This window comes from Amycolatopsis sp. BJA-103 (assembly GCF_002849735.1).
Lineage (GTDB): Bacteria > Actinomycetota > Actinomycetes > Mycobacteriales > Pseudonocardiaceae > Amycolatopsis.
This window is the reverse complement of record NZ_CP017780.1, coordinates 437,397-461,695: the sequence shown is the minus strand read 5'-3', so window position 1 is coordinate 461,695 and position 24,299 is coordinate 437,397. Positions and strand designations below refer to the sequence as shown.

The 24,299-nt window shown below is 69.9% G+C and carries 20 protein-coding genes; 7 read left to right on the top strand and 13 right to left on the bottom strand.

Annotation, left to right across the window (positions count from 1 at the left end; genetic code table 11):
• Nucleotides 1-73: 73 nt before the first annotated feature.
• The 3 genes from rpmA to BKN51_RS02170 all read right to left on the bottom strand — a co-directional run bounded on the left by rpmA (nt 74) and on the right by BKN51_RS02170 (nt 4,010).
• A complete protein-coding gene (gene rpmA / locus BKN51_RS02180; protein ID WP_003067129.1) occupies nt 74-331 on the bottom strand; it encodes a 50S ribosomal protein L27 in 258 nt (85 codons plus the stop codon).
• A gap of 38 nt (nt 332-369) precedes the next feature.
• A complete protein-coding gene (rplU, locus tag BKN51_RS02175) occupies nt 370-684 on the bottom strand; it encodes a 50S ribosomal protein L21 (protein WP_005158538.1) in 315 nt (104 codons plus the stop codon).
• Nucleotides 685-854: 170 nt separating this feature from the next.
• Entirely contained in the window at nt 855-4,010 is a 3,156-nt protein-coding gene (locus BKN51_RS02170) for a translation initiation factor IF-2 N-terminal domain-containing protein (protein ID WP_101606005.1), read from the bottom strand.
• A 531-nt stretch (nt 4,011-4,541) separates the two neighbouring features.
• On the opposite strand from BKN51_RS02170, the gene BKN51_RS02165 reads away from it, so the two are divergent.
• A complete protein-coding gene (locus tag BKN51_RS02165) occupies nt 4,542-5,972 on the top strand; it encodes a S8 family peptidase (protein ID WP_101606004.1) in 1,431 nt (476 codons plus the stop codon).
• 42 nt (nt 5,973-6,014) lie between these two features.
• On the opposite strand, the gene BKN51_RS02160 is transcribed toward BKN51_RS02165, so the two are convergent.
• From BKN51_RS02160 to BKN51_RS02150, 3 genes are read right to left on the bottom strand one after another with little or no spacing between them, the layout of a single operon-like run.
• Complete coding sequence (locus tag BKN51_RS02160; protein ID WP_101606003.1) at nt 6,015-6,842, bottom strand: ABC transporter permease; 828 nt, start codon at nt 6,840-6,842, stop codon at nt 6,015-6,017.
• 1 nt (nt 6,843) lies between these two features.
• Nucleotides 6,844-7,659 carry an ABC transporter permease gene (locus BKN51_RS02155; RefSeq protein ID WP_101606002.1) on the bottom strand — a complete coding sequence of 272 codons (816 nt, stop codon included), beginning with the start codon at nt 7,657-7,659 and terminating at the stop codon, nt 6,844-6,846.
• The gene (locus tag BKN51_RS02150) at nt 7,659-8,573 is read right to left on the bottom strand and encodes an ABC transporter ATP-binding protein (protein WP_101606001.1); all 915 of its coding nucleotides are present in this window, start codon (nt 8,571-8,573) and stop codon (nt 7,659-7,661) included. Before BKN51_RS02150 ends, BKN51_RS02155 begins: the two co-directional genes overlap by 1 nt.
• A 118-nt stretch (nt 8,574-8,691) precedes the next feature.
• Between BKN51_RS02150 and BKN51_RS02145 the strand changes: the two genes are divergently transcribed.
• Nucleotides 8,692-9,717 carry a M14 family zinc carboxypeptidase gene (locus tag BKN51_RS02145; RefSeq protein WP_101606000.1) on the top strand — a complete coding sequence of 342 codons (1,026 nt, stop codon included), beginning with the start codon at nt 8,692-8,694 and terminating at the stop codon, nt 9,715-9,717.
• 59 nt (nt 9,718-9,776) lie between these two features.
• On the opposite strand, the gene BKN51_RS02140 is transcribed toward BKN51_RS02145, so the two are convergent.
• The 4 genes from BKN51_RS02140 to BKN51_RS02125 form a co-directional block, all read right to left on the bottom strand.
• A complete protein-coding gene (locus tag BKN51_RS02140; protein ID WP_101605999.1) occupies nt 9,777-13,121 on the bottom strand; it encodes a phosphodiester glycosidase family protein in 3,345 nt (1,114 codons plus the stop codon).
• A gap of 128 nt (nt 13,122-13,249) precedes the next feature.
• Nucleotides 13,250-13,993, bottom strand: coding sequence for a maleylpyruvate isomerase family mycothiol-dependent enzyme (locus tag BKN51_RS02135; protein ID WP_101605998.1), 744 nt, complete (start codon nt 13,991-13,993; stop codon nt 13,250-13,252).
• A gap of 56 nt (nt 13,994-14,049) precedes the next feature.
• Complete coding sequence (gene ndk, locus BKN51_RS02130; protein WP_020629465.1) at nt 14,050-14,460, bottom strand: nucleoside-diphosphate kinase; 411 nt, start codon at nt 14,458-14,460, stop codon at nt 14,050-14,052.
• 64 nt (nt 14,461-14,524) lie between these two features.
• Entirely contained in the window at nt 14,525-14,872 is a 348-nt protein-coding gene (locus BKN51_RS02125) for a winged helix-turn-helix transcriptional regulator (RefSeq protein ID WP_101613008.1), read from the bottom strand.
• 112 nt (nt 14,873-14,984) lie between these two features.
• On the opposite strand from BKN51_RS02125, the gene BKN51_RS02120 reads away from it, so the two are divergent.
• Nucleotides 14,985-15,878 carry an NAD(P)-dependent oxidoreductase gene (locus tag BKN51_RS02120; RefSeq protein WP_101605997.1) on the top strand — a complete coding sequence of 298 codons (894 nt, stop codon included), beginning with the start codon at nt 14,985-14,987 and terminating at the stop codon, nt 15,876-15,878.
• On the opposite strand, the gene BKN51_RS02115 is transcribed toward BKN51_RS02120, so the two are convergent.
• Nucleotides 15,832-17,388 carry an alkaline phosphatase D family protein gene (locus BKN51_RS02115; protein ID WP_101605996.1) on the bottom strand — a complete coding sequence of 519 codons (1,557 nt, stop codon included), beginning with the start codon at nt 17,386-17,388 and terminating at the stop codon, nt 15,832-15,834. The genes BKN51_RS02120 and BKN51_RS02115 overlap by 47 nt on opposite strands.
• Before the next feature lie 160 nt (nt 17,389-17,548).
• On the opposite strand from BKN51_RS02115, the gene BKN51_RS02110 reads away from it, so the two are divergent.
• Nucleotides 17,549-19,930: a penicillin acylase family protein gene (locus BKN51_RS02110; protein WP_101605995.1), complete on the top strand. Its 2,382-nt coding sequence runs from the start codon at nt 17,549-17,551 to the stop codon at nt 19,928-19,930.
• A gap of 300 nt (nt 19,931-20,230) precedes the next feature.
• Nucleotides 20,231-20,545, top strand: a complete 315-nt coding sequence (locus BKN51_RS02105; RefSeq protein WP_233224127.1) for a hypothetical protein — start codon at nt 20,231-20,233, stop codon at nt 20,543-20,545.
• Here the strand turns inward: BKN51_RS02105 and BKN51_RS02100 are convergent.
• Together BKN51_RS02100 and folC are read right to left on the bottom strand one after the other, a co-directional pair.
• Entirely contained in the window at nt 20,539-20,934 is a 396-nt protein-coding gene (locus tag BKN51_RS02100) for a DUF4233 domain-containing protein (protein ID WP_101605994.1), read from the bottom strand. The genes BKN51_RS02105 and BKN51_RS02100 overlap by 7 nt on opposite strands.
• Nucleotides 20,931-22,607 (bottom strand): bifunctional tetrahydrofolate synthase/dihydrofolate synthase, encoded by a 1,677-nt coding sequence (gene folC, locus BKN51_RS02095; protein ID WP_101605993.1) that lies wholly within the window; start codon nt 22,605-22,607, stop codon nt 20,931-20,933. The genes BKN51_RS02100 and folC overlap by 4 nt, the downstream gene beginning before the upstream one ends.
• A 70-nt stretch (nt 22,608-22,677) precedes the next feature.
• Here folC and BKN51_RS02090 point away from each other — a divergent pair, with 70 nt between their 5' ends.
• Nucleotides 22,678-23,307 (top strand): class I SAM-dependent methyltransferase, encoded by a 630-nt coding sequence (locus tag BKN51_RS02090; protein ID WP_101605992.1) that lies wholly within the window; start codon nt 22,678-22,680, stop codon nt 23,305-23,307.
• A gap of 107 nt (nt 23,308-23,414) precedes the next feature.
• Nucleotides 23,415-24,290 (top strand): SGNH/GDSL hydrolase family protein, encoded by an 876-nt coding sequence (locus tag BKN51_RS02085; protein WP_101605991.1) that lies wholly within the window; start codon nt 23,415-23,417, stop codon nt 24,288-24,290.
• The last annotated feature ends 9 nt before the right edge of the window (nt 24,291-24,299 follow it).

The following is a 24,299-nucleotide window of genomic DNA, read 5'->3' as shown; positions in this document are numbered from 1 at the left end:
CATAAAACAAACGAGGGGTGGGCCCGGATATTCCGGCCCACCCCTCGTCAGAGGTCTAACTAGAAGCCGAAGTTCAGGCTTCGGACGGCACGATGTTGACCGTCTTGCGGCCACGCTTCTCGCCGAACTGGACCGCACCGGCGGCCAGCGCGAACAGCGTGTCGTCGCCGCCGCGGCCGACGTTCACGCCGGGGTGGAACTTGGTGCCGCGCTGGCGGATCAAGATCTCGCCCGCGTTGACTTCCTGGCCGCCGTAGCGCTTGACGCCCAGTCGCTGCGCGTTCGAATCGCGACCGTTGCGGGAGCTGGACGCACCCTTCTTGTGAGCCATGGCTCAATCCTCTTTCTGACGAAGATCCGGAGAAAGTTCTACTTGGAGATGCCGGTGACCTCGACGCGGGTCAGCTTCTGCCGGTGACCCTGGCGCTTGTGGTAGCCGGTCTTGTTCTTGAACTTGTGGATCCGGATCTTCGGACCCTTGGTCTGCTCGACGACCTTGCCGGTGACCGAGACCTTCGCCAGAGCGTCGGCGTCCGTGGTGACGTCGCCACCGTCCACAAAAAGGACTGCGGGGAAGGTGTGCTCGGTACCCGGCTCGCCTTCGAGCTTCTCGACCTCGACGACGTCGCCGACGGCCACCTTGTACTGCTTGCCGCCAGTCTTGACGATCGCGTACGCCGACACGGAAGTCTCCTGCTTACTCGACAACGGGTGGGGGCTTGCGTGACCGGCCCACCGGATCTCTCTCGGTGGTCCATGTTCCGCGCAAGGTGCCCGCCGCTAAGTGGCGGGCCGTTCTACAGGTTACGGGGGGCTCCCCGGTGCGATCACACCGGGGTGCCCCTCGGTGTTCACTAGCTCTTTTCCGACGCCTTGACCGGGGGACCGGCCGGCCGTGAGGCCGTCCGTCGCGGACGACGGCGGGTGGTGGAGCGACCGGCCGGGGCCGGGACGTCCACCTCGGGTTCGGTCTCCTCCTGAGCCGCCGGAACCTCGGGCTCGGAAACCTCTTCCGTCACAACGGTCTCAGGAGTCACCGGAACCTCGGGGGCTTCGGGCTCCGGGCTCGAATCCCGGACTGCAGCGACCTCTTCTTCGCGCGCGGCCGGAGCCTCGTCGTCCGGAGTCGTCACCGGTTCACCGGCGAGCTCGGTCGCGGGCGCCTCGGCCACCGGCTCGGAAACCGGCTCAGCGGCCGCCTCGGCCGCCTGCTCGACGGTCGCCTCGGTAATGGGCTCCGAAGCTTCCTTCGCCGGCTCAGCAGCCTGCGGGGCGTGGCCGTTGAGCGCGGCGCCTTCGACGTTCTCGGTGACTTCGTGCGGGTGCTCGCCCTTGGCGGCTTTGGCGGCGTTGGCGACGGCGTGGACCGCCGAAACCACCGACTCGCGCTGGCCGGAAGCCGGCGGAGCCTCGGTCTTGGCCGCCACGGGCTCGTTCTGGCCCTGGTCTTCGCCCTTGTTCCGGCCGCGAGACCGGCGGGAGCCCTGCTCCTTGCCGCCCCCACCACTGCCACCACTGCCACCACTGCCACTGCCGCCACCGTGGCTGTGACCGTTGCCACCGCCACCGCCACCGGTGCGCTGCGGTTCGGTCGAGACGACCACGCCGCGGCCCTTGCAGTGCTCACACGGCGTCGAGAACGCCTCGAGCAGCCCGGTGCCGATCTTCTTGCGGGTCATCTGCACCAGGCCGAGGGAGGTGACCTCGGCGACCTGGTGCCGGGTGCGGTCGCGCCCGAGGCATTCGGTCAGGCGGCGCAGCACCAGTTCACGGTTGGATTCGAGCACCATGTCGATGAAGTCGATGACGATGATGCCGCCGATGTCCCGGAGCCGGAGCTGGCGGACGATCTCCTCCGCCGACTCCAGGTTGTTCCTGGTCACCGTCTCCTCGAGGTTTCCACCCGATCCGGTGAACTTGCCGGTGTTGACGTCGATGACCGTCATCGCTTCGGTGCGGTCGATGACCAGGTAGCCACCCGAGGGCAGCCAGACCTTGCGGTCCAGCGCCTTGGTGATCTGCTCGTCGATCCGGTGGTCGGAGAAGGCCGAACCGGTGCCCGTGTACCGCTTGACCCGGTCGGCCAGGTCCGGCGCCACGTGCTGCACGTAGTCGTAGATGGTGTCCCAGGCCTTGTCGCCCTGGATCTCCAGCTTCGCGAAGTCCTCGGTGAACAGGTCGCGCACGACCTTGACCAGCAGGTCCGGCTCTTCGTAGAGCATGACCGGGGCGCTGTTCTTCTTGCCGCCGTTTCCGGCTTCGGCCTTCTCCTTGATGACGTCCCACTGCGCCTTGAGGCGGCGGACGTCGCGGTCCAGCTCTTCCTCGACGATGCCCTCGGACGCGGTGCGGATGATCACACCGGCGTCCTCGGGGACGATGCGCTTGAGGATGTCCTTCAGGCGGCGGCGCTCGTTCTCCGGGAGCTTCCGCGAGATGCCGGTGGCACCGCCCGCGGGCACGTAGACCAGGAAGCGGCCGGGCAGCGAGATCTGCGTGGTCAGCCGGGCGCCCTTGTGCCCGACCGGGTCCTTGGTGACCTGGACCAGCACGGAGTCACCGGTGGAGAGCGCCTGCTCGATTTTGCGGGCCTTGCCCTCGAGACCGGCGGCGTCCCAGTCGACCTCACCGGCGTAGAGCACGGCGTTGCGGCCGCGGCCGATGTCGATGAAAGCGGCCTCCATCGACGGCAGCACGTTCTGCACGCGGCCCAGGTAGACGTTGCCGACGATCGAGCCGGTGCCCGACGACGTCACGAAGTGCTCGCACAGGACGCCGTCCTCGAGCACGCCGATCTGCGTGGACTCGCCCTTCTCGGCGACGACCATGGTGCGCTCGACCGACTCGCGGCGGGCGAGGAACTCGGCCTCGGACAGGATCGGCGCGCGGCGGCGGCCCGCCTCGCGGCCGTCCCGGCGGCGCTGGCGCTTGGCCTCGAGCCGGGTCGAGCCGCGCACGCTGCGGACCTCGTCCCGCGCGGGACGCTCGGTCTCGGCGGCCTTGGCCTGGCGCACGTGGACGACCGTGTTGGGCGGGTCGTCGCTGGTGGACTCGGCGTTGTCGTCGTCCCCGCCCTTGCGGCGGCGGCGGCGACGGCGGCGCTTGCTGCCGTTGTCGGAATCGGCGTCGTTGTCCGAATCGGACTCCGCCGAATCAGCCTCGGCCGACGCCTCTTCGGCGGTCTCGGACTCGGCCTCGTCGGCGTCCTTCTCGTTCTTGTCGCTCCGGTCCTTCCCCCGCGGCTGACGGCCGCGAGGAGGCTCGGGCTGCTCGTCTTCGTTCTCGGACTCGGCCGAGTTCTCGTCGCCGCCCTTGCCGCGGCCACGGCCACGGCGCCCGCGACGGCGGCGGCGGCGGCCGTTGGCGTCGTCACCGTCGTCGTCACCGTCCTGGTGATCGGCCTGCTCGGCCGGTGTCTCGTCCTCGTCGGTGACGGTCTCTTCGGTCGGGGTGAAGGCCGGTTCCGGCTTGCGGACGGGCTTCGCCGCGACCGGCTCCGGCGGCAGGAACACCGGCGACGGCGCCGCGAACACCGGAACGTGCACGGCGGCCTTCGACGGCCTGGTCGACCGCTGCGGCTGCTCCGGGGTCACCGGGGCGGCCAGCGCGGGCGGGACACGCTTCGAAGGCGCCTCCTCCTGCGGGACGGGCTCCGGCTTGACCTCGGGCTTCGCTTCGGCCTTGACCTCGGGCTCGGAAGCCTTCGGCGTCTTGACAGGAGCTGTCTCGACAGGAGCCTCGGCGACCGGGGCCGCTTCGGTGGTCTCGGGCTCGTCTCCGCCGGTGAGGGCCTCGGCGAGCTTGATGGCCACATCGCGGGTGACGCTGGACTGCGCGCTGCGGACGGTCTCGCCGAGCTCACCGAGCTTGGCCATCAGTTCACGGCTGTTGGATCCCAGGAGCTTCGCCAGGGCGTGCACCCGGATCCGGGGAGGCAGTTCGGCCAGCTGGCCTGCGATGGGTGTGGCGGTATTCCCGCCGGTGACGGCGGGTGTGTCCGCGTTCGACATATATCTCCTCCGCCCCCGGGCGCGTCGGCTGGCTCACACCGGCTCGACGCGGCCGCGCAGGGGCCCCTTTCTGTTCGTTCCGCCGTGGTGGTCACCAGCAGCGGGAATCCTTGCCCGGCACCGCGACGGCGCCGGGATTGTCCGGGCGCCGCGTACGGCTGAAGGTCTGCTCGGCGGAGCGCTGGCCACGTTCGCGACATCGGGCCGCCCGCCACGTCGTCGAGCCGCATGCAGCGGCGACGCGTGTGGAGGATGTGCAGCACACCACCGGGCCACGGGACCGCGAGCACCACCTCTCACGTGTGCCCGTCGGCCAGCGGCCAACGCGAGTATCCCACACCCCGGCCCCACTCCGGTGTACTCGGTGCCACAGACCTGACTCCCGGGCGCGCCGCGACCACCGGCCGAGCGAACTTCGCGGGAGAGCTTGTCGACCCGGCCGAGGGTGGCTAGCGTGCCGCTCGGGGGTACCGAAGTCCAGCCCAGGCCGCGGTGCCCTCGTTGTCCCCCTGTTCTCCGGTGGGAGGTCCGGTGTCCCTGCTGGGACGGTCCCTGCGAGCGGCCGTGTGCGCCTTCGTGGTGCTCTGCGGCTCGGTCGCCGCTGTCTCGACGGCGGACGCGGAGCCATCGTGCCATCCCCAAGGACGGGCGCTGCGCTACGTCGTCGCCTTCGACAGGGGCACCTCCGAAGCCGAGGCCAGGACCGCCATCGCCGGCGGCTGCGGCAGCACGACGATCTACTACCCGCAGATCGCGGTGGCCGTCGCGACCTCGGCCGACCGGGACTTCGCCGAACTGGTCCGGCCCGCCGCCGCGTTCAGCGCGCAGGCGGAACGGCTGGCGGTGCAGCGGGCCAACGGCACCCCGTCGGCCAAGGCCGCACCCGCTCGCGCCGGACTCGAACCGACGGATCCGGCGAAGGTGGACACGGCCGACCGCACCGGCGAGCAGTGGGACATGCGCGAGATCGGGGCCGACAAGGCCAGGGTGATCGAACCGGGCAGCCGCGACGTCGTCGTCGGCGTCCTCGACTCCGGTGTCGACGCCGCCCACCCCGACCTGACGACCGCGCTCGACCCCGGCAAGTCCGCGGGCTGCCTGACCGGCGTGCCCGACCGGAACTGGACCGCGACCACGTCGGTGCACGGCACCCACGTGGCAGGCATCATCGCCGCGGCCGACGACGGCAAGGGCGTCACCGGGGTGGCGCCCGGGGTGCGGATCGCCTCGGTGAAGGTGATCGACGACCGCGGGTACGCCGACCCCGAGGCCGCCGTCTGCGGGCTGATGTGGGCCGTTTCACAGCGCATGGCCGTGACGAACAGCAGCTACTTCGTCGATCCGTGGTCGCTCTCGTGCGCCCACGACGACAAGCGGGGCGTGGTGAACGAGGTCATGGCCCGCGCCGTCGAGTACGCGACCTCGGCGGGCACGCTCAACGTTGCCGCGGCGACCAACGAGGCCGTCGAGCTGGCGCCGTCGGCGCGCTCGGGTGCCCGGACCCAGGCCGAAGGCTGCCAGGCACTGCCCGCCGGCCTGCGGGACGTCGTCGCGGTGTCGTCCGTGAGCGCGGAGCGGGTCAAGGCCGGCTACAGCTCGTACGGACTCGGAGTGATCGCCGTGACCGCGCCCGGCGGCGAGGCCGGGCGATGCGTGCTCTCGACCGTTCCCGGCGGATACGCGCCGCTGTGCGGGACGTCGATGGCGGCGCCGCACGTCGCCGGTGTCGCGGCCCTGCTCGCTTCGGAACACCCCGGCTACGGCGCCCGCCAGCTGAAACGGACGCTGGACGCGCAGGCGGCTCCGATCGCGTGCCCCGCCGACTACGACCTCACCGGCGACGGCTCGCAGGACGCGTACTGCACCGGGTACGCGGGCTTCAACGGCTTCTACGGACACGGCATGGTCGACGCGCTGGCCGCCGTGGCGCCCCGGCAGCCGGGCGCGAACGCGGCCCGGTGAGCTTCGGCGTCCCGCGTTCAGTCCTCTGAATGCGGGACGAGGTCAGCGCAGCAGGAGCTTGCCGAACCGCCGCGACGCTCCGTAGATGCCGATGGCCGCCAGCGCCAGCAGGTACGCCACGTTCCCGACCATGCTCCACGACAGCACGCCGACCGAGAGGCCGCGCATCAGCTCGATGCCGTGGTACAGCGGGAAGATCCGCACGATCCACTGGATCGCCTCGGGGTAGACCGACAGCGGGTAGAAGGTCGTGGAGAACAGGAACAGCGGCATCAGCACGAGGTTGATGTAGTCGAACTGGGACACCGACCGCAGGAAGGTCACCAGCACGATGCCGACGGCGGAGAACGCCATCGCGATCAGCAGCGCCGCCGGGATCATCAGCACGGCCCACCAGGACCCGGGCAGCCCCATCGCGGTCATCACGCCGAGGAAGGTCACCGAGTAGATCCCGCCGCGCAGCACTGACCAGCCGACCTCGCCGAGCGCGATGTCCAGCGGCCCGATCGGGGTGGCGAGCATGGCGTCGTACAGCTTCGCGTACTTCAGCTTGAAGAACAGGTTGTACGTCGAGTCCAGGATCGCGCCGTTCATCGCCGACGCCGCGAGCAGACCGGGCGCGACGAAGGCGACGTACGTCATCGTCTGGCCGCCGGGGCCGACGACCTCGCCGACGAGTTTGCCGAAGCCCAGCTGGAAGGCCATCAGGTAGAACAGCGGCTCGAAGGCGCCGGACACGAACAGCATCCAGACGTGCGAGTACGTCAGGAACGTGCGTTCCAGCACCGCCTTCGAACGGCCGCTGTACATCGACGGCGGCAGGACGCGCAGCAGCACCCCGCGCCGCGGATCCCCCGTGATCACAGCCATTTCAGACCACCAGCCGTCGGTAGAAGTACTTGTGCGCCAGCGCCCAGCCCGCACCGGCCAGCACCACCAGGAAGGCGAGGTGCCCCAGCGTGGCGAGCGGTCCGACGGTGCCGAGGCTGACCGCCCTGGCGGCCTCGTTTCCGTGCCACAGCGGGGAAATCCAGGCGATCCACCGCAGTGGCACCGGCAGTTCGGCGATCGGGAAGAACGTTCCGGAGAACAACGTCATCGGGATCAGGACGAACCTGAACACCAGGCCGAACCGGGCTCCCTCGTCGTACGTCGTCGCGGCCAGCGCCATCATCGGGGTGCCGCAGGCGATGCCGGTGAGCGTCCCGATCAGGATGACCGCGAGCACGCCGAAACTCGTCCACGAGCCGAACAGGGCGGCGATCACGGCGTAGATCGACCCCGCCAGGGTGAGCCGGATCCCCACCCAGATGATCTGGCTGCCGAGCACCTGTCCCGGGGTGATCGGGGACGCGGTGACGGCCACGTAGCTCTGCTGCCATTTGAACCCGGACAGCACCGGGTAACTCGACTCCCCCACCGCCAGCTGCGCGCCGCCGGCGACGAGCAGCGCGGGCGCGACGTACTCGAGGTACGAGAACCCGCCCGTCGCGGCGCCCGCCTGCACCTGCGAGCCGAAGCCGAGCCCCATCGCGGCCAGGAACAGCACCGGCTGCAGGCCCGTCGAGTACAACGTCGACAGCCAGTACCGGCGGTACCACATCCAGTACCCCTCGACCCGCAGCCAGGCGCCGAGCCAGGTCGACACCACGCGGCCCGTGGAGGCCTTCGTCTCCGCTGTGGTCATCAGTCCACCAGCGTCCGGCCGGTGAGGCGGAGGAAGACGTCCTCCAGCGAACTCCGGCGGACCAGGCTCGACAGCGGCCGCAGCCCGCGCGCGTGCGCCTGTTCGAGGGTGGCCTCGCCGGTCATCGTGTAGAGCAGGACACGGTCCGGCAGCACCTCGACGCGTTCGGCGAGGCCCTCGATCTGCTTCGCGGCCGACTCCTGCTCGCCGTTCGGGAAGCGCAGTTCCACGACCTCGCGGGTGGAGTACCGGCTGATCAGGTCGGCGGGCGAGCCTTCGGCGGCGATGCGGCCGTTGTCCATCACGACCAGTCTGTCGCAGAGCTGCTCGGCCTCGTCCATGTAGTGCGTGGTGATGATCAGCGTGGTGCCGCCCGCCTTGAGCCGGAACAGCCTGTCCCACAACAGGTGGCGGGCCTGCGGATCCAGCCCCGTCGTCGGCTCGTCGAGCAGGAGCAGCTCCGGGTCGTTGACCAGGGAGCGCGCGATGGTCAGCCGCCGCTTCATCCCGCCGGAGAGCGAATCGACCTCCGCGTCCGCCCGGTCGGTGAGCTGGGCGAACTCCATCAGCTCGTCGGCCTTGCTCCGCACGTGCGAGCGCGAGAGCCCGAAGTAGCGGCCGTAGATCTGCAGGTTCTGCCGGACGGTGAGCTCGGTGTCCAGGTTGTCCTGCTGCGGCACCACCCCGAGCCGGGCGCGGATCTTCGGCCCCTCGACGTCCGGATCCATGCCGAGGACCCGCAGGTCGCCGTCGCTGCGGGGGGACACGCTCGCGATCATCCGCATGGTGGAGGACTTGCCCGCGCCGTTGGGCCCGAGGAAGCCGAACGCCTCCCCCGGGCGGACCTCGACGTCGATCCCGCGTACGGCCTCGAAGTCGCCGAAACGCTTGACCAACGCCTTCGCCTGCACCATCGCCGGTCCGTGCTCTGCATCACCCACGGTTGGCACCCTAGGACCTGCCACCGACAAAATTCGACCGGTTTAACCGCGCCCTTGTTGGACGGTCGCGGCTCGTCGATACTCACCGACCATGAGTCTCAAGCCCAGAATCGCCCTGTTGTCCGTTTTTGTCAGCGCCGGGCTCCTGGTGGCGCCCGCCGCGCAGGCAGCCGAGACCGCCGGGACCACTGTGGACGGTCGGACCGTCGACCCGCGTCCCTCCACCGCCAAGCTCGCCTTCGAGCTGCACAAACTCGCCCTGCTCAGCCACGGGAAGATCCGCGTGGACAAGATCGGCCGCAGCAACGAGGGCCGTCCGGTGTGGGCGGCCAGGGTCGGCCACGGCAAGACCCGGATCCAGTACGTCACCCAGCAGCACGGCGACGAGCCGCTCGGCACGCCCGCCGCGCTCGAGTTCCTGCGCCAGGTCGGCGTCGGGCACAGCCCGTGGGCGCAGAAGCTGCTCTCGAAGGTGACCGTCGACATCGTCGTGCGCGCCAACCCCGACGGGAACGAGCGCGACTGGCGCTACAACTACGACCCGGACGCCACTCCCGAATACGGCGAGAAGGGCAAGGGCTACGACATCAACCGGTACCACGACCCGGCTGTCGCGCCCAAGGACAACCCGGCCACCGAAGCGGGCCTGATCCAGCGGCGGAACGCGTCGTTCAAGCCGGACATCATGGTCGACTACCACATGCAGGGCCGGTACAAGGATGCCAACGGTAGGGAGATCACCGCGTCGACGCTGTGGCCGACGAACGCGGGCGTGAAACAGTCCGATGTGGACTTCGCGAAGCAGATCGCGGTCGTGGTGCAGCGGTCGATCGACGGCAACGGCGGCTACGTCTCGCAGTACCCCGGCGGTGGCTACCAGGGCATCGCGCGCAACGGGTACGGGCTGCTCGGCAACGGCAGCGTGCTGATCGAGCTGAGCCTCATCCCGGAGCGGGAGCAGGCGCAGATCCAGGACGCGCTGGCGTCGATGCTCGCGATCGCGAAGACCGCGGCCGACGGTTCGGTGCGGAAGGTGGACCCGGCGAAGGCCGACGCGATCCCGCCGCGGGGTCCGGCGCTGCCGGGCACGGTCGAAGAGGCGCACGAAGCCGCTTGAGGGACGCTATGAAAGTCCCCTTCATTGCAAATTTTGCAATGAAGGGGACTTTCATAGCACTACCGGACGGTGATCGAGAGGCTCTTCGCCACCCCGTTGACGGTGACCGAAAGGTTCGCCACTCCCGGCCGCAGCGCGGTCAGCACCCCGGTCGCCGGGTCGAAGGACGCGACGTCCCACGGCATCGCGGGCAGGAAGCCGTCGGCGACGTGTGTGCCCCAGCCGCCCTTCCAGTCCGCGCTGACCGGGTACGAAACCGGCACCTGACGCGCTCCCTGCGTCACCGCGGCCCGGATGTCCGCCTTCTCCCCGCGCGCCAGCGACGAGGGCCCGGACAGCGTCAGCGCGTCGACGTTCGGCCGCGTCTCGAACCGCACCGGCTGTGCCTTGTCCCCCGGCTCGAACCGGACCATCGTCCAGCCGACGAAACCGCCGTCACCGGGGGCCGCGGCGGGTGACTTCCCGGAGTTGCCGTTCACCAGGTACGGCACGCCGTCCGCGCGCGACAGGTTGAAGACGCCCGCGTGCGAAGCGATCGCGGCCGCCTGCTTGCCCGACTCGCGTTCGAAGGCGGTCAGCCAGCCGGTCAGCATGGCGGCCTCCTTGCGGTCGGCCAGTTGCGAGTTCCCGGTGGGACTCGGGTCCTTGACCGGATGATGCATCGCGACGGCCACGCCGCGGATCCGCCGGTCGGCCTTCGCGCCGTCGAGCGCCTCGCGCAGCATCCGGATCTGGTCGAACCCGCCCGCGCGCAGCGAACCGCGCGAGGAGTCCATCAGCACCAGCCGGATCCCGGCGACGTCGACGACGCGATGGGTCTCGCCGAACGCCGCCTGGAACTCGGCGAGCCCGTGCCCACCGTCGGCCTCGTGGTTGCCGGGCACGTAGTACCAGGGTGTCTTGCCGACGAGTTCCTGATCGATGATCGAACGGGCCAGCACGAAGTCGGCCGCCGTGCCGCGGTCGACGAAGTCGCCGTTGATCAGCACGAGATCCGGTTTCGCCGCCACCGCCTCGCGCAGCGCGCGCCGGGCCTGGGCGACCAGCGGCCCGTTCGGCTCGTCGGCGGTGAACTGCGCGTCGCTGACCACGGCGATCCGCAGCCCGCCGGTCGCGGTGCCGTCGGTGATCAACGCCGGGTCACGCGGCGCCGGGTCGGTGGGGACGGCGGCCGCGGGCGCGACCTCGAAGGTGAGGTCGTCGAAGACCAGCCGTCCCTCGTACTGCTGATCCGGGACGTTCTCGACGGCGTAGAACTTCGTCAGCCGCTGCCCGTCGGGGAGACCGGCCGGGATCGCCGCGCGGACGTAGCGCCAGCCCGTCCAGTCGACGCTCAGCGTCAAGTCCACAATGGACGGAACGTTGGCGGCGTCGCGGAGTTCGGCCCGCAGCCAGGCCCCCTTCGCGTCACCGTTGACCCACAGGCCGACACGCTGGGTGCCGGGCGGCAGCGTGATCGGCGCCGCCGAGTTGACGTAGGCCGCACGCGTGGCGTTGGTGCCGTTCAGCCGGTAGTCCAGCGCGAGACCGCGTCCGCCGTCACGGCCCGCCGCCTCGGAAAGCGCGGCGCCGACGACAGCCGGGAAAACGCTGGCGCTCCAGCCCGCCGGGCCGTCCAGCGACGCCACCACACGGGATTCCGTGCCGACGGACGCCGCCAGATGCGTCACCTTCCCACCCGCCGTGGCGGTGATCGCCGAAGCGCCCGAGGCCTTCAACGCGGTCACCGCGAATCCGTCGCCGGACGGCTCGATCCGCACCACGGCGGGGTCGTAGTCGAGTTTGACGTCGTCGGGCTCGATCCACGTGCCGTAGCCGTCGGCGTCGTAGCCGAGGACCTTGAACGTGCTCTTCGCGCCTTCGCCGGACAACGCGACCTGCTCGGTGCTGGTGCCCAGCCGGACGGGTGAACCGAGGACGTTCAACGTGGCCTTGCCCAGGACGCCGCCGCGCTTCGCGTAGACCTCGACGTCCGCGGGCGCGTCGGGCCGGAACCGGTCGGCGTGCGCGGTGAAGACACCGTTGGTCACGGTGCCGCGGAAGGGATTCGTGCTGACCCACTGGGCGGAGACCGTGACGGCGGCCCCGGTCTCGTCGTGCGCGCCGGCGGTGAGTTTCCGCGTCAGCCCGGAAAGCACGCGAGTCGCGTCGGCGGTGTCCTGTGCGGGACGGGGCGAGAAGCCGGTCAGGCGACCGCTGCCGGGCACGGTGGTGACGCCGATCCCGTTGGGCACCAGGCGTTCCCCGCCGTCCGACGGCGAGTTGCGCACGAGCGGCGCCTTCTCGCCTTCCTCGCGGGCGAGCATGGTCGACGAGCCGCCGCCGTCGAGGTTGATGGCGTCGTCCGCGCCGAGCGACTTCAGGTGGCGCGCGAGTTCCAGTTCCGTCATGCCGCGGCTGTCGGCCTGCCGCCCGTCGACCGTGGCGAGCCACATCTTCGTGCCGTCGGCGGAGAACCCGACCGCCGTCCGCGGGTGCATGGCGACGTTGTCGACCGGCTGGATCGCGCCGTCGCGCAGCAGGACGACGTTCCCGCCGATCGAGACGGACAGCTTGCCCGCGTCGCTCTTCGGCGCGTAGGCGACACCGACCCGGTCACCGGTCTTCAAGCCGGACAACGCGTCCACGCCGCCGTCACGGGCGAGCAGGACCGTCACGCCCGCGGCGATCGGGCCGTCCGCGGGCTGCGGCCGCACCTGCGTGACGACACCGTCCCGGAGCTCGATCTCGACGACGCGCCGGGCGCCCGCGACCGAAGTCCGCCGCGACGACGCGCCCCACAGCGGCGTGTAGACGCCGATCGCGTCACCGCCCAGCACCGGGCTGTTGAAGTTCGACGCGGGCACGATCTTGCCGTCGGGCAAGGTGATCGACGCGTCGAGGAACACCTCCGCGAGGCGTGCCTTGCCTTCCTCGGTGATCGACGCGGTCAGGTTGTGGCCGCGCGCGGGCGCCGTCTGGAGTTTCCCGGCGTCGACGCCGACGCCGATCGGCGCGCCGGTGGCGTTGATGTCGAAGAAGTCGCCGTTGACCCCGGCGACCGCGCCGGACCTGGCGACCTGCTGCGAAAGCGGCGTCCGCGCGGAAACCGTGCCAGGGCTGAGGTACGCCGGTTTGAGGGTCTTGCTGGTGAGGTCGACGGCGAGGGTGTCGCCGCGGATCCAGCCCGCCGGGTCGTACCGGTCGAACTCGGTGAGGCTCAGGCCCGGTGCCACGCGCGAAGTCGCGCTGGTGGTGACGAGACCGTCGTCGGGCGCGGCCACGGCGTACGCGGACGGGCCCTCCTTCGCCGAGGAGGCCGCGGGGGCGGCTTCGACGGGCGCCGGACCGAGCGGAGCGGTCAGCGGATCGGCGTGCACCGGCGCGGCGATCAGCGAAACCGGCAGCAGGGCAGCGAGCAGCAACAGGCGTGATTTTCTCACGAATTACCCCACGATCGAGTGACAGGCGGCTCCGCCCAGCACAGCGGACGCGAGCCGCCAGGAGAAGACCCCGAGGTGAACGTGAACCGAACGGCGTAGGGCGCCGAAGCTCAGGGAGTGAAAGGCCCGGCGAGGAAGGTCTCGGCGGCCGCGACGTCACCGGTGATCTCGAGGCCCGACTCGGCGAGACCGACCCGTTGCCACAGCAGCAGATCGAGCCCTTCCGCGGGACCTTCGACGACAGCGCCCGCCGCTTCGGCGGGGTCGGCCTGTCGCGAGCCGGGAACGTCGTCTTCGCCCGGCGGTGTGATCAACCAGGCGTGTCCGGTGTCGGACGTCTTCAGCAGCAACGGAACGGTGACCACCGGCGGGGTGTGCCAGCGCTTCACCTTCGGCAGCATGCCGACGAGGACCTCGTCCGCGCCGTCGGCGGCGACGGACGGGTCGAGGGTGTACGGGGTTCCGGCCGCGCGGTGCGCGTCGAGCAGGTGCACCGCGGTCTCGTGGACCTGGCGGCGGAACCAGAAGGCCTTGATCTTGGCGGCGGCGGTGAAGTTCCAGGCGCGGTCTTCCGGGGAGGCCGCGCTCAGGGCCTCGATCAGGCCGTCGGCGCATTCGCGGTACCAGGCGGTGAGGTCCGCATCCGGTTCGACTTCGAAGATCTGCGGGGCAGGCTCACCGGTCCGGGCGATCTCCGTCGCCCAGCGATGGACGTTGCCGAGGTGGACGACCAGGTCACGCAGGCTCCAGTCGCCGCAGCACGGCACCGGCGAGGCGTGGTCACCGGTGCTCGCGACCTCCGCGAAACCGGCGGTGAGTTCCCGCAGCCGTGCCAGGTACTCGTCCGGTGTCATCGCCACTCCCCCAGATCCGTGGGTGACGCGGTCTTCCCGCGTCACCCACGAGTGTGTCAGACCTCGGGGAACCAGAGCTTGAGCTCGCGCTCGGCCGACTCCGGGGAGTCCGAGCCGTGCACCAGGTTGTACTGGGTCTCCAGCGCGAAGTCGCCGCGCAGGGTGCCCGGGGTGGCCTTCTCGACCGGGTCGGTGCCGCCGGCGAGCTGGCGGAAGGCGGCGATGGCGCGGGGGCCCTCGACGGCGAGCGCGACCAGCGGGCCCGAGGTGATGAACTCGAGGAGGTCGCCGAAGAACGGGCGCTCCTTGTGCTCGGCGTAGTGCTCCTCGGCGACCGAGCGCTCGACGGTGCGCAGTTCGAGGGCGACGAGCTTCAGGCCTTTGCGCTCGATGCGCGAGATGACCTCGCCGACGAGGCCGCGCGCGACGCCATCGGGCTTGACGAGGACCAGCGTGCGTTCAGTCACGGCGGTATTTCTCCTTGGGTGGGTTTCGTGCTATTCGCCCGGAGCCTACTGGGTGCTTCGCCGCTCACTTCACGTCGGACCAGGGAAGGGCTTCGATGCGCTCGAGATGCTCCTCGCCCCACTCGCCGAGCGCGGCCATCGCGGTGTTGAGGGACTCCCCGAACGCGGTCAGCGAATACTCGACCTTCGGCGGAACCTGGTGATACACCTCGCGATGCAGCAGTCCGGTGGTCTCCATCTCGCGCAGTTGCAGGATCAGCACCCGTTCGCTGATTCCGGGCACCGCGCGCCGCAGTTCCCCGAAGCGCAGCGGCCCGTCCTGGAGCGCGAACAGGACGAGCCCTTTCCATTTGCCGCCCATGACGGCGATCGCGGCGTCGAGGCCGCAGGTGAACGTGCGGTTCTTGGTCATCGTCACACATACCTTTTTGTCAGTACCCGGCAAAATTGTAGGTACTTGAAGGAATGTACGTGAAGCCCCAGCATGAAGTCATCCCGAAGATTTCCCTTGACTGGAGCGAAAAATGACGAAGACCCCGGTGACCGTCGTCGGACTCGGTTCGATGGGCTCGGCCCTGGCGGGCGCGTTCCTCGCCGCCGGGCATCCGACCACCGTGTGGAACAGGACGGCCACGAAGGCCGATCCCCTTGTCGCACAGGGAGCCCTCAAGGCCGCAACGGCCGAAGAAGCGGTGCGGGCGAGCCCGCTGATCATCGCCTGCCTGACCACCTATGAGGACACTGTCGCGGCCTTGGACACCGCCACGCTGACCGGACGCGCCTTGGTCACGCTGAACAGCGGCTCACCGGCGGGAGCGCGGCGGATGGCGGACTGGGCGGCGGGCAAGGGCGCACGGTTCCTCGACGGCGCGGTCAAGAACGTGCCGTCGGCCGTCGGTGCGCCGGACACGCTGCTGTACTACGGCGGCGACAAGTCCGTCTTCGACGAACACGGGGACACGCTGCGGGTGCTGGGTGGCGACACCGTCCACCTCGGCGAGGAGACCGACCTCGCGGCGCTGTACGAAACGGCCGTCGGCGGCACCCTGTTGCCCGCGCTGGTCGGGTTCTTCCAGGGTGCCGCCTTGCTGCGGTCACGCGGCCTCGAAGCCGAGACGCTCCTGCCGTACGCCACCAAATGGTTCGAGATGATCATCTCGGTGCTTCCGATGTACACCAAGGAAATCGACAGCGGCGACTACTCCGCTCCCGCCGCCTCGGTGGACATCTTCCACGCCGGTGCCGCCGCCGACCTCGAACTGGCCGAGGAAGGCGTCGACGTCGGCTGGCAGCTTCCGCTGCACGACCTCGTGCGGCGGGCCGCCGAGGCCGGGCACGGCGACCGCAGCATCGCGGTCCTGACGGAGTTGCTCAGCGTTGGGGCTGCAGGGTCTTCCTCCACAGCGAAGCGCCCGTAGCGTCGCGCAGATCGACGGTGAGCGTGCCGCTGCGGCCGTCGATGTTCACCTCTCCGAAGTGCTGGAACCCGTCCGCGGGCGAGGTGTTCGCCGCGGGCGGGGCATGCACGAACACCGCTTCCGGCCCGAAGGTCGGGTCGAGCGTGTTCGGGCCGAACGCGCCGGCGTTGAGCGGACCGGAGACGAACTCCCAGAACGGGTCGAAATCGGTGAAGGAGGCGCGATCCGGCGAGTAGTGGTGTGCCGCGGTGTAGTGCACGTCGGCGGTCAGCCAGACGACGTTGCGCACGCGGCGCCGCGCGATCTCCCGCAGCACCCAGGCGAGTTCGGTCTCGCGGCCGCCGGGCGCGCCGGGCAGGCCGTTCGCGACGCCCTCGATGCCCTTGCCGTCCGGGACGGTGAGGCCGATCGGGAGGTCGGCCTGGACGATCTTCCAGGTGGCGGTGCTGCGGTCGAGCGCGTCGACGAGCCAGCGCGCCTGGCGGTCGCCCAGGATCCGGCCCGGCTTGGTCTGGTCCGCGGTGTTGGCGTCCTTGTAGGTCCGCATGTCCAGCACGAAGACCTCGGCGCGCGAACCGTGCCGGAAGTTGCGGTAGACGCGGCCGTCGACGGCCTGGCGGCGGTCGATCGGATGCCATTCGTGGAACGCCTGGAACGCGCGGCCGGCGAGGACGTCGACGCGCTTCTCGGTGTACTCGGGACGGTCGTTGAGGATCTCCCCCGGGTACCAATTGTTCACGACTTCGTGGTCGTCCCACTGGACGTACGCGGGCACGTTCGCGGTGAAGCGCTTGAGGTTGTCGTCGAGGAGGTTGTAGGCGAACTGGCCGCGGTACTCGTCGAGCGTCTCGGCGACCTTCGACTTCTCCGGGGTGACGATGTTGCGCCAGACCCGCCCGCCGGGCAGCGCGACGGTCTCGGTGAGCGGCGCGTCGGCGTACACCGTGTCGCCGCAGTGCAGGAACAGATCCGGACGACGGTCGGCCATCGCGCGGTAGATCGTCATGCCGCCGCGTTCTGGGTTGATGCCCCAGTTCTGCCCGGCGACGTCACCGGACCACACCAGGCGGACGTCGGAGCGGCCGAGCGGCGCGGTGGCGAACCGGCCGGTGACGGCCTCGCTGCAGGTACGGCCGTCGAGGGATTCGGCGGTCACGCGGTAGTGGACCTCGGTCCCCGGCAGCAGACCGGCGACGCGGACCTTGCCGGTCCCGCCGGTCTCCGGGCTCATCACCGGACCGCGCACGCGGCGCGCGTGGCGGAACGAAGGGTCCCTGGAGACCTCCACGATCAGTCGCGAAGGCCGGTCGGCGCGCGACCAGACGATGCCGGAGCCGGTGGTGACGTCACCGGACTGGACACCGTGGGTGAGCACCGGGCGGCCGCCGCGGATCAGCGGGACGGCGTTCGCGGTCGCGGTTCCGGGGAGGAGCAGTCCGCCCGCGACGGCCCCGGCGCCGGTGAGACCGGCTTTGAGCAGCGTGCGGCGATTGTGGTGGGAAGCGGTCATGGCGCGGTTCTATCCCGCGGCCACGGCCGGTGGGCCAACGGCGGTTTGCGCGGCGGTGAACGAGTGGGCGGTATTTCTGCCTCCACCGATCGGCCGCTGCTTCCCCGGTGTCCCCGCAGGTAGCTTCGATCACGGGGATGATCGATCCGGAGGGGGAACGATGCGAAGAATCCAACGTGGCTTCGTGCTGCTCACAGCGGCTTTGGCGACGTCGAGTCTGATGACGGGGGTCTCGTCGGCGGACGAGCTGGGCCGGTCGCGGGCGGTGATCAGCTACACCGAGTTCGGGATCCCGCACATCGCGGCCAAGGACTTCGACGGGCTCGGCTACGGCTACGGTTTCGCCGCGGCCAAGGACAACGTCTGCGAACTCGCCAACACCTATCTGACGGTGTCCGCGCGGCGCTCCGCGTACCTCGGGGCGGGCGGCCAGGGCAATCCGGCGATGAGCGAGGCGAAGACGAACCTCGACAGCGACCTGCATTTCCAGCGGATCAACGACTCGGGCGTCGTCGAACGCCTCGTCGCCCAGCCCGCGCCGCACGGCCCGCGGACGGAGGTTCGGGAACTGGTTTCCGGCTACGTCGAGGGCTACAACGCGTATCTGAAGCAGACCGGCGCCGACCGCATCACCGATCCGGTCTGCCGCGGCGCGGACTGGGTCCGGCCCATCACCGAACTCGACTTCTACCGGCACTTCTACGCCGTCGCCTCGGTGGCGGGGCAGGGCCTGCTCGCCTCCGATCTCGCCAGGACCCAGCCGCCGTCCGCGAAGGACGTTCCGGCCGCGGCCCCGGACGCGGCGCCGCGGATCGCCGACGGGTTCCGCAAAGCCATGAAGACGGGCGAGCTCGGCAGCAACGGCATCGCGATCGGGGGCGACGGGACACGCTCCGGCGGCGGCCTGCTGCTCGGGAACCCGCACTACCCGTGGCAGGGCGGGCGCCGGTTCTGGCAGTCGCAACTGACCATTCCCGGCCGGTTCGACGTCGCGGGCGGAAGCCTGCTGGGCATCCCGCTGCCGCAGATCGGGCACACCGCCGACGTCGCGTGGACGCATACGGTGTCGACCGCGATCACCTTCGGCCTCTTCGAGGTGCCGCTGACTCCGGGCGACCCGACCACCTACCTGGTCGACGGCAAACCGGAGAAGATGACCGCGCGTGAGGTGAAGGTCGAGGTCCGCGAACCGAACGGCGAGCGACGGCTGGTCGGCCGCACGTTCTACGGGACGCGCTACGGCCAGGTGATCGGGTCCGCCTTCGGGGTGCCGACACCGTGGACCGCGAAGTCCGCGCACGCGCTGCGGGACGGGAACGCGGGCAACCTGCGCGGCCTCAACACCTGGTTCGAACTGAGCAAATCACACAGCACCAAGGAAGTCGCCGAGGCGCTCGCCCGGACCCAAGGCGTCCCGTGGGTCAACACGATCGCCGCCGACCGGGCGGGCAACGCGCTCTACACGGACATCCAGGTCGTCCCGCACGTCACCGACGAACGGGCCACGACCTGCGGGACCCCGCTCGGCCGCGCGTTGTTCCCCGGCACCGGATTGTCCATTTTGGACGGCTCGAAGTCCTCGTGCAACTGGGGAAGCGACCCCGGCTCCCTCGAACCGGGCCTGTTCGCGCCGTCCCGGCTGCCGGTGCAGCAACGCCGCGACTACGAGCTGAACGCCAACGACAGCGCCTGGCTCGCCAACGCGCGCGCCCCGATCGCCCCGCTCCCCCGGATCGTCGGCACGACCGGGACGCAGCGGTCGGACCGGACGCGGGAAGCGCTGATCTCCGCCGAAGAAGGCCTGGCAGGCAAGGACTTCACGCCTTCATCCATGAAGGACCTGCTGTACCGGGACCGAAGCCGGACCGCCGAACTCGCGGCCGCCGACACGGCGACGATGTGCGCGGCCTTCCCCGGCGGACAGGCACCGTCCGCGTCAGGCCCGGTGCCCGTCGGGAACGCGTGCGTCACCCTTGCGGCGTGGGACCACACTTTCCGGCTCGACAGCCGCGGCGCGCTGTTCTTCCAGCGGTTCGCGGAGCGGCTCGGCGGGCTGCGCAACATCTGGCAAGTCCCCTTCGATCCGAACCAGCCGGTCACGACGCCCAATACTCTCGCGGTCGGAAATCCTTCCGTGCAGAGCGCTTTCGGTGACACACTCGCGGAATTCCGCGACGGCGGCCTCCCCGTCGACGGCAGGCTCGGCGACAACCAGGCCGTGACGCGGGCCGGGCAGCGGATCCCGATCCACGGCGGACCGGGCGGCCTCGGCGTGCTGAACGTGATCACGTCGCTGTGGGACCCGGCGAGAGGCAACCACGAGGTCGTGCACGGATCCAGTTTCGTGCAGGTGGTCGGCTTCAGCGGCAAGGCGTGCCCGGACGTCTCGACGATCCAGACCTACTCACAGTCGACCGACGTCACTTCGCCGCATTTCGCCGACCAGACACGGTTGTACTCGCAGGGCGGCTGGGTGCGGGGGCGGTTCTGTGGGGCGGATATCGCGAGGTCACCGGAGCTTCGGGTCGTGCGACTGCGTTAGGAGTTGGCCGGGCCCCGCTTTGGGGTTAGTCAGCCGAGTGACGTCGTGCCGGTTCCCGCCGGTCAGATCGACCGCCAGCGGGACACCGGTGCCGTCGCGATCACCTTAAGCGGTTCCGGGGTCGGGTGAGGCTGGTCCGATGGTCCGTGAAGGCCTCCTTCCCTACTTTGAGGGTAGGGAAGGAGGCCTTCACGACCTTTCACTTTGGGCTTTTCGGGAATGCGAACTGCTTTCATTACACCTTTAGGTAGAGCCGCTTTCCGCTCGAATATGTGTTCGATTCTTTGGTATCATGGCGGGGTGTCCAGCCCACGAATCCTCGAACCGCCACAGGAGCTGTGGCGTGCCGGTGCGCGCGAACTCGCGCACGGCGTGGTCGAGCGGTTGTCGGTGGCACGCCAAGCCCTGGCGGAGATCGGGCACTACCTGGCGGAGATCGAATCCCGCGGCCCGATGGAACTGTACGGACACGGCTCCACCGCGGGCTGGTACGCCGAAACCGCCCGCATCACGCCGAAGGAAGCACGCAAGACGACGGAGACTCAGGAATCGACCTCGACCAGGGGACGCGGCGGCTCGAACAAACCCGCGCGGTCACCCGGAGAACGCTACTGAGCCTGCTGCTGACTCGGTAGCGTTCCGGCCGCCATCCGCCTCGCCACATCCCGGCGCAGCCACAGCAGCCACAGCCAGAACCCGAGGAAGATCACCCCGAGGATCGCCACGGCGGGCAGCGCCACGAAGAACGCGATCAGCGCGACCTGCAGGACCAGTACCGCGGGCACCGCCCAGGGCTTCTTCAGGAAACCGCACAGCACGATCAGCGCGATCGCGATCGCGATCGTCGACCAGCCGGTGACCGAACCGACGCCGCCGCCGAGTTTCGCCACCACCGGCAGCGCGAGCGCGACGGTGATGCCCTCCATGATCAGGGAACCGGCCATCACGCCCCGGAAGGACTTCATCGGGTCCTTGGCCGGCGGTTTCGGGGTCTCGTCGGTCACGCCGGCTCCTTACCGAACAGGGTCCTGGCTTCGCCCGCGGTGACGACCGAGCCGGTGACCAGCACGCCGCCGCCCGCCAGGGGTTCCTCGGGGTCGTCGCTCTGCTCGACGAGGCCGATGGCCGTCTCGATCGCGGAGTCCAGGCTCGCTTCGGCCACGACGCGGTCTTCACCGAAGATCGAGATGGCGATGTCGTTGAGTTCGTCGAGCGGCATCGCGCGCGGGGACGAGTTCTTGGTGACGACGATCTCGGAGACGACCGGTTCCAGGGCGTCCAGGATGCCGCGAGCGTCCTTCTCCGCCATGACGCCGACGACGGCGACGAGACGGCGGAAGGCGAACTCTTCGGCGACGGTGGTGGCGAGCGCCTTCGCGCCGTGCGGGTTGTGGGCGGCGTCGAGCAGCACTGTCGGGGCGGCGCGGACGCGTTCCAGCCTGCCGGGGGTCTCGACCTCGGCGAAAGCCTCACGGACCGCTTCGACGACCAGTTGCCTGTCCTTGCCCGCGCCGAAGAAGGCTTCGACGGCGGCCAGCGCGAGCGCGGCGTTGGCCGCCTGGTGCGCGCCGTGCAGCGGCAGGAAGATCTCGTCGTAGACGCCGCCGAGGCCCTGCAGCTTCAGCATCTGCCCGCCGACGGCGATCTCGCGCTCCAGCACGCCGAACTCACTGCCCGCGCGGGCGACGCTCGCGTCGACCTCGACGGCGCGTTCCAGCAGGATCTTCTGGACTTCGGGGTCCTGATCGGCGATGACCGCGACACTGCCGGGCTTGATGATCCCGGCCTTCTCCACCGCGGCCTTGGCCGGATCTCCGCCGAAGTACTCGACGTGGTCGACGCCGATCGGCGTGATGACGGCGACGTCGCCGTCCACGACGTTCGTGGCGTCCCAGGAGCCACCGAGGCCGGTTTCGACGACCGCGGCCTCGACGGGTGCGTCGGCGAAGGCCGCGAACGCCATCCCGGTGAGCACCTCGAACTTGCTCATCGGCACCGCGTCGGGCCCGCCCGCGTTGTCGACCATGGTCACGTAGGGCGCGACGTCGCGGTACAGGTCGACGTACGCGGCGGCGGAGATGGGGATCCCGTCCAGCGCGATCCGCTCGGTGACCAACTGCAGGTGGGGGCTCGTGTACCGGCCGACGCGCAGGCCCATCCGGGTCAGCAGCGCGTCGATCATCCGCGTGGTCGAGCCCTTGCCGTTGGTCCCGGCGACGTGCACCACCGGATAGCCGCGGTGCGGTTCGCCCATGAGGTTGACCAGGGCCGCGATCCGGGCCAGTGACGGCTCGATCTTGGTCTCGGGCCAGCGCAGGTTCAGCTCGGCCTCGACCGCGAGCAGTTCGCGGCGTGCCTGCTGCCCGTTGGGGTCGGCCGGGGCGAGGTCGTCGCCCTGATCGTCCAGTTCGTGCAGTTCCAGGTCCTCCGGGGCGACCAGGTCCGGCACGGGTCCGAGCGCGAGGTTGTCCCCCAGCTGCCCGATCCCGCCGATCCCGCCGCCCGCGCCGCCGCCCGCCTGGTACGCGGCGTCGGGGGCGTCCAGATCCGGGTCGGTGTCGTCGGACGGATCGTGGGCGCGTGCCCCCAATTCGTCGACGCCGGCGAAACTGTCCAGATCTGCCAGGTCCGGGGATTCTGCGAACTCTTCAGAATCCCGGCCGTCACCTCGCGGCACGAACTCTCCTCTTAGCGTTACTCCCTGTCGGAGCGAGTCTACGTGCGGCTTTTGCTGGCACTCTCGACGCATGGGGTTCAACCACAACGACCACTACCACCCGCTGCTGCTCGACCAGCTGCCGCCAGGTCCGGGGGTGGCGCTGGAGGTGGGCTGCGGCAGCGGGCGGTTCGCCAGGCGGCTCGCGGCGACCGGGATGCACGTCGAGGCGATCGACCGGTCCGGGCCGATGGTCGACCTCGCCCGCGCCGCCGGTTCGCCGGGTCCCGGCACGATCTCCTACCGGCAGGCCGACGTCTCCACCGAGAAGCTGCCGGGAGAGGCGTACGACTTCATCTCCTGCCTCGCGTCACTCCACCATGTCCCGTTCGAAACGGTCACGAAGCTGCGGGACGCGCTGGTCCCCGGCGGGGTGCTGGCCGTGCTCGGTCTCGGCAAGCCCAGTACGCCTTTCGACTACGCCCGCGCTCTGGTCGCCTCGCCGGTCAACGCGCTGGCCAGGGTGGTCGTGTACGCGGGCGAGCGGCTCAACGGCGGGATCGATCCGCTGCCGGCCGCGCCGATCAAAGAGACGTTTCCGCCGATGAACCGGATCCGGCGCGACGCGACCCGGCTGCTGCCGGGGAGCAAGGTGCGGAATCTGCTCTTCTTCCGCTATCTCCTGGTCTATCGCAGGCCGGAAGACGATCACCCGATGTGACACCCCAAGCGGGTGAAGCTCGCGCCCGACCACCCAATCGGCGGCGCCGACGGGGGCGGATCCGGTTCATTTTTGAGGGGCCAACCAGTCCGGAGATCGGGGTCCTCATGCGCTTCAGACGCGTCCTGTTCGCGGCCGTCTCGACCGTCGTCCTGCTGATCGCCTCCACCACGGCGGCCACCGCCGCCGAGCGGTCCTACCGGAATTACGTCGCGCTGGGTGATTCCTACACGTCCGGACCGCTCATCCCGCTCCCCCGCCTCGACCCGCTGTTCTGCGGGAAGTCGACGCAGAACTACCCGTCGATCCTCGCTGCGGCGCTGCGGGTCCGCTCCTACACCGACATCAGCTGCGGCGGTGCGGACACCACCAACATGACCCAGTCACAGAGCGTGATTCTCGGCAGCAATCCACCGCAGTTCAGCGCCCTGCGCGCGAACACCGATCTGGTCACCGTCGGCATCGGCGGCAACGACTACGGCGTCTTCGGCGCGCTGGTCGGCACCTGCCCGTCACTGCGCGCGAGCGATCCCACCGGGAACCCCTGCCAGGACAAGTTCACCGTCGGCGGCGTGGACACCATGAAGGCCAAGATCGCCGACACCGGCAAGAACGTCGAGAAGGTGCTGGCCGGGATCCACGCCCGCTCGCCGCGCGCCGACGTGCTCGTCATCGGCTACCCGCGGATCGCGCCGGAATCCGGCTACTGCCCGAAGATCCTGCCCTTCGCCGAGGGTGACTACGCGTGGCTCAACAGCGTCGAGAAGGCGCTGAACTCGGCGATCAAGAAGGCGGTCACCAAGGACGGCAAAGCGTCCTTTGTGGACACATTCGGCCCGTCAGCCGGGCACGACGCCTGCGCGCCGAACGGGGCCGCGTGGATCAACGGGCAGCACACGAAACTGCTCGCCGCGGCGGCGTACCACCCCTATCGCACCGGGATGGCGGGCGTGGCCGGAGTGATCCTCCGCCACCTCCGCTGAGCCTCCCTG

Excerpts from the sequence above, each read along its gene's own strand:
- rpmA (WP_003067129.1), bottom strand. The coding sequence starts at position 331 with ATGGCTCACAAGAAGGGTGCGTCCAGCTCCCGCAACGGTCGCGATTCG.
- BKN51_RS02170 (WP_101606005.1), bottom strand. The coding sequence starts at position 4,010 with ATGTCGAACGCGGACACACCCGCCGTCACCGGCGGGAATACCGCCACA.
- BKN51_RS02160 (WP_101606003.1), bottom strand. The coding sequence starts at position 6,842 with ATGGCTGTGATCACGGGGGATCCGCGGCGCGGGGTGCTGCTGCGCGTC.
- BKN51_RS02155 (WP_101606002.1), bottom strand. The coding sequence starts at position 7,659 with ATGACCACAGCGGAGACGAAGGCCTCCACGGGCCGCGTGGTGTCGACC.
- BKN51_RS02150 (WP_101606001.1), bottom strand. The coding sequence starts at position 8,573 with ATGGTGCAGGCGAAGGCGTTGGTCAAGCGTTTCGGCGACTTCGAGGCC.
- BKN51_RS02145 (WP_101606000.1), top strand. The coding sequence starts at position 8,692 with ATGAGTCTCAAGCCCAGAATCGCCCTGTTGTCCGTTTTTGTCAGCGCC.
- BKN51_RS02135 (WP_101605998.1), bottom strand. The coding sequence starts at position 13,993 with ATGACACCGGACGAGTACCTGGCACGGCTGCGGGAACTCACCGCCGGT.
- BKN51_RS02125 (WP_101613008.1), bottom strand. The coding sequence starts at position 14,872 with ATGACCAAGAACCGCACGTTCACCTGCGGCCTCGACGCCGCGATCGCC.
- BKN51_RS02120 (WP_101605997.1), top strand. The coding sequence starts at position 14,985 with ATGACGAAGACCCCGGTGACCGTCGTCGGACTCGGTTCGATGGGCTCG.
- BKN51_RS02115 (WP_101605996.1), bottom strand. The coding sequence starts at position 17,388 with ATGACCGCTTCCCACCACAATCGCCGCACGCTGCTCAAAGCCGGTCTC.
- BKN51_RS02110 (WP_101605995.1), top strand. The coding sequence starts at position 17,549 with ATGCGAAGAATCCAACGTGGCTTCGTGCTGCTCACAGCGGCTTTGGCG.
- BKN51_RS02090 (WP_101605992.1), top strand. The coding sequence starts at position 22,678 with ATGGGGTTCAACCACAACGACCACTACCACCCGCTGCTGCTCGACCAG.
- BKN51_RS02085 (WP_101605991.1), top strand. The coding sequence starts at position 23,415 with ATGCGCTTCAGACGCGTCCTGTTCGCGGCCGTCTCGACCGTCGTCCTG.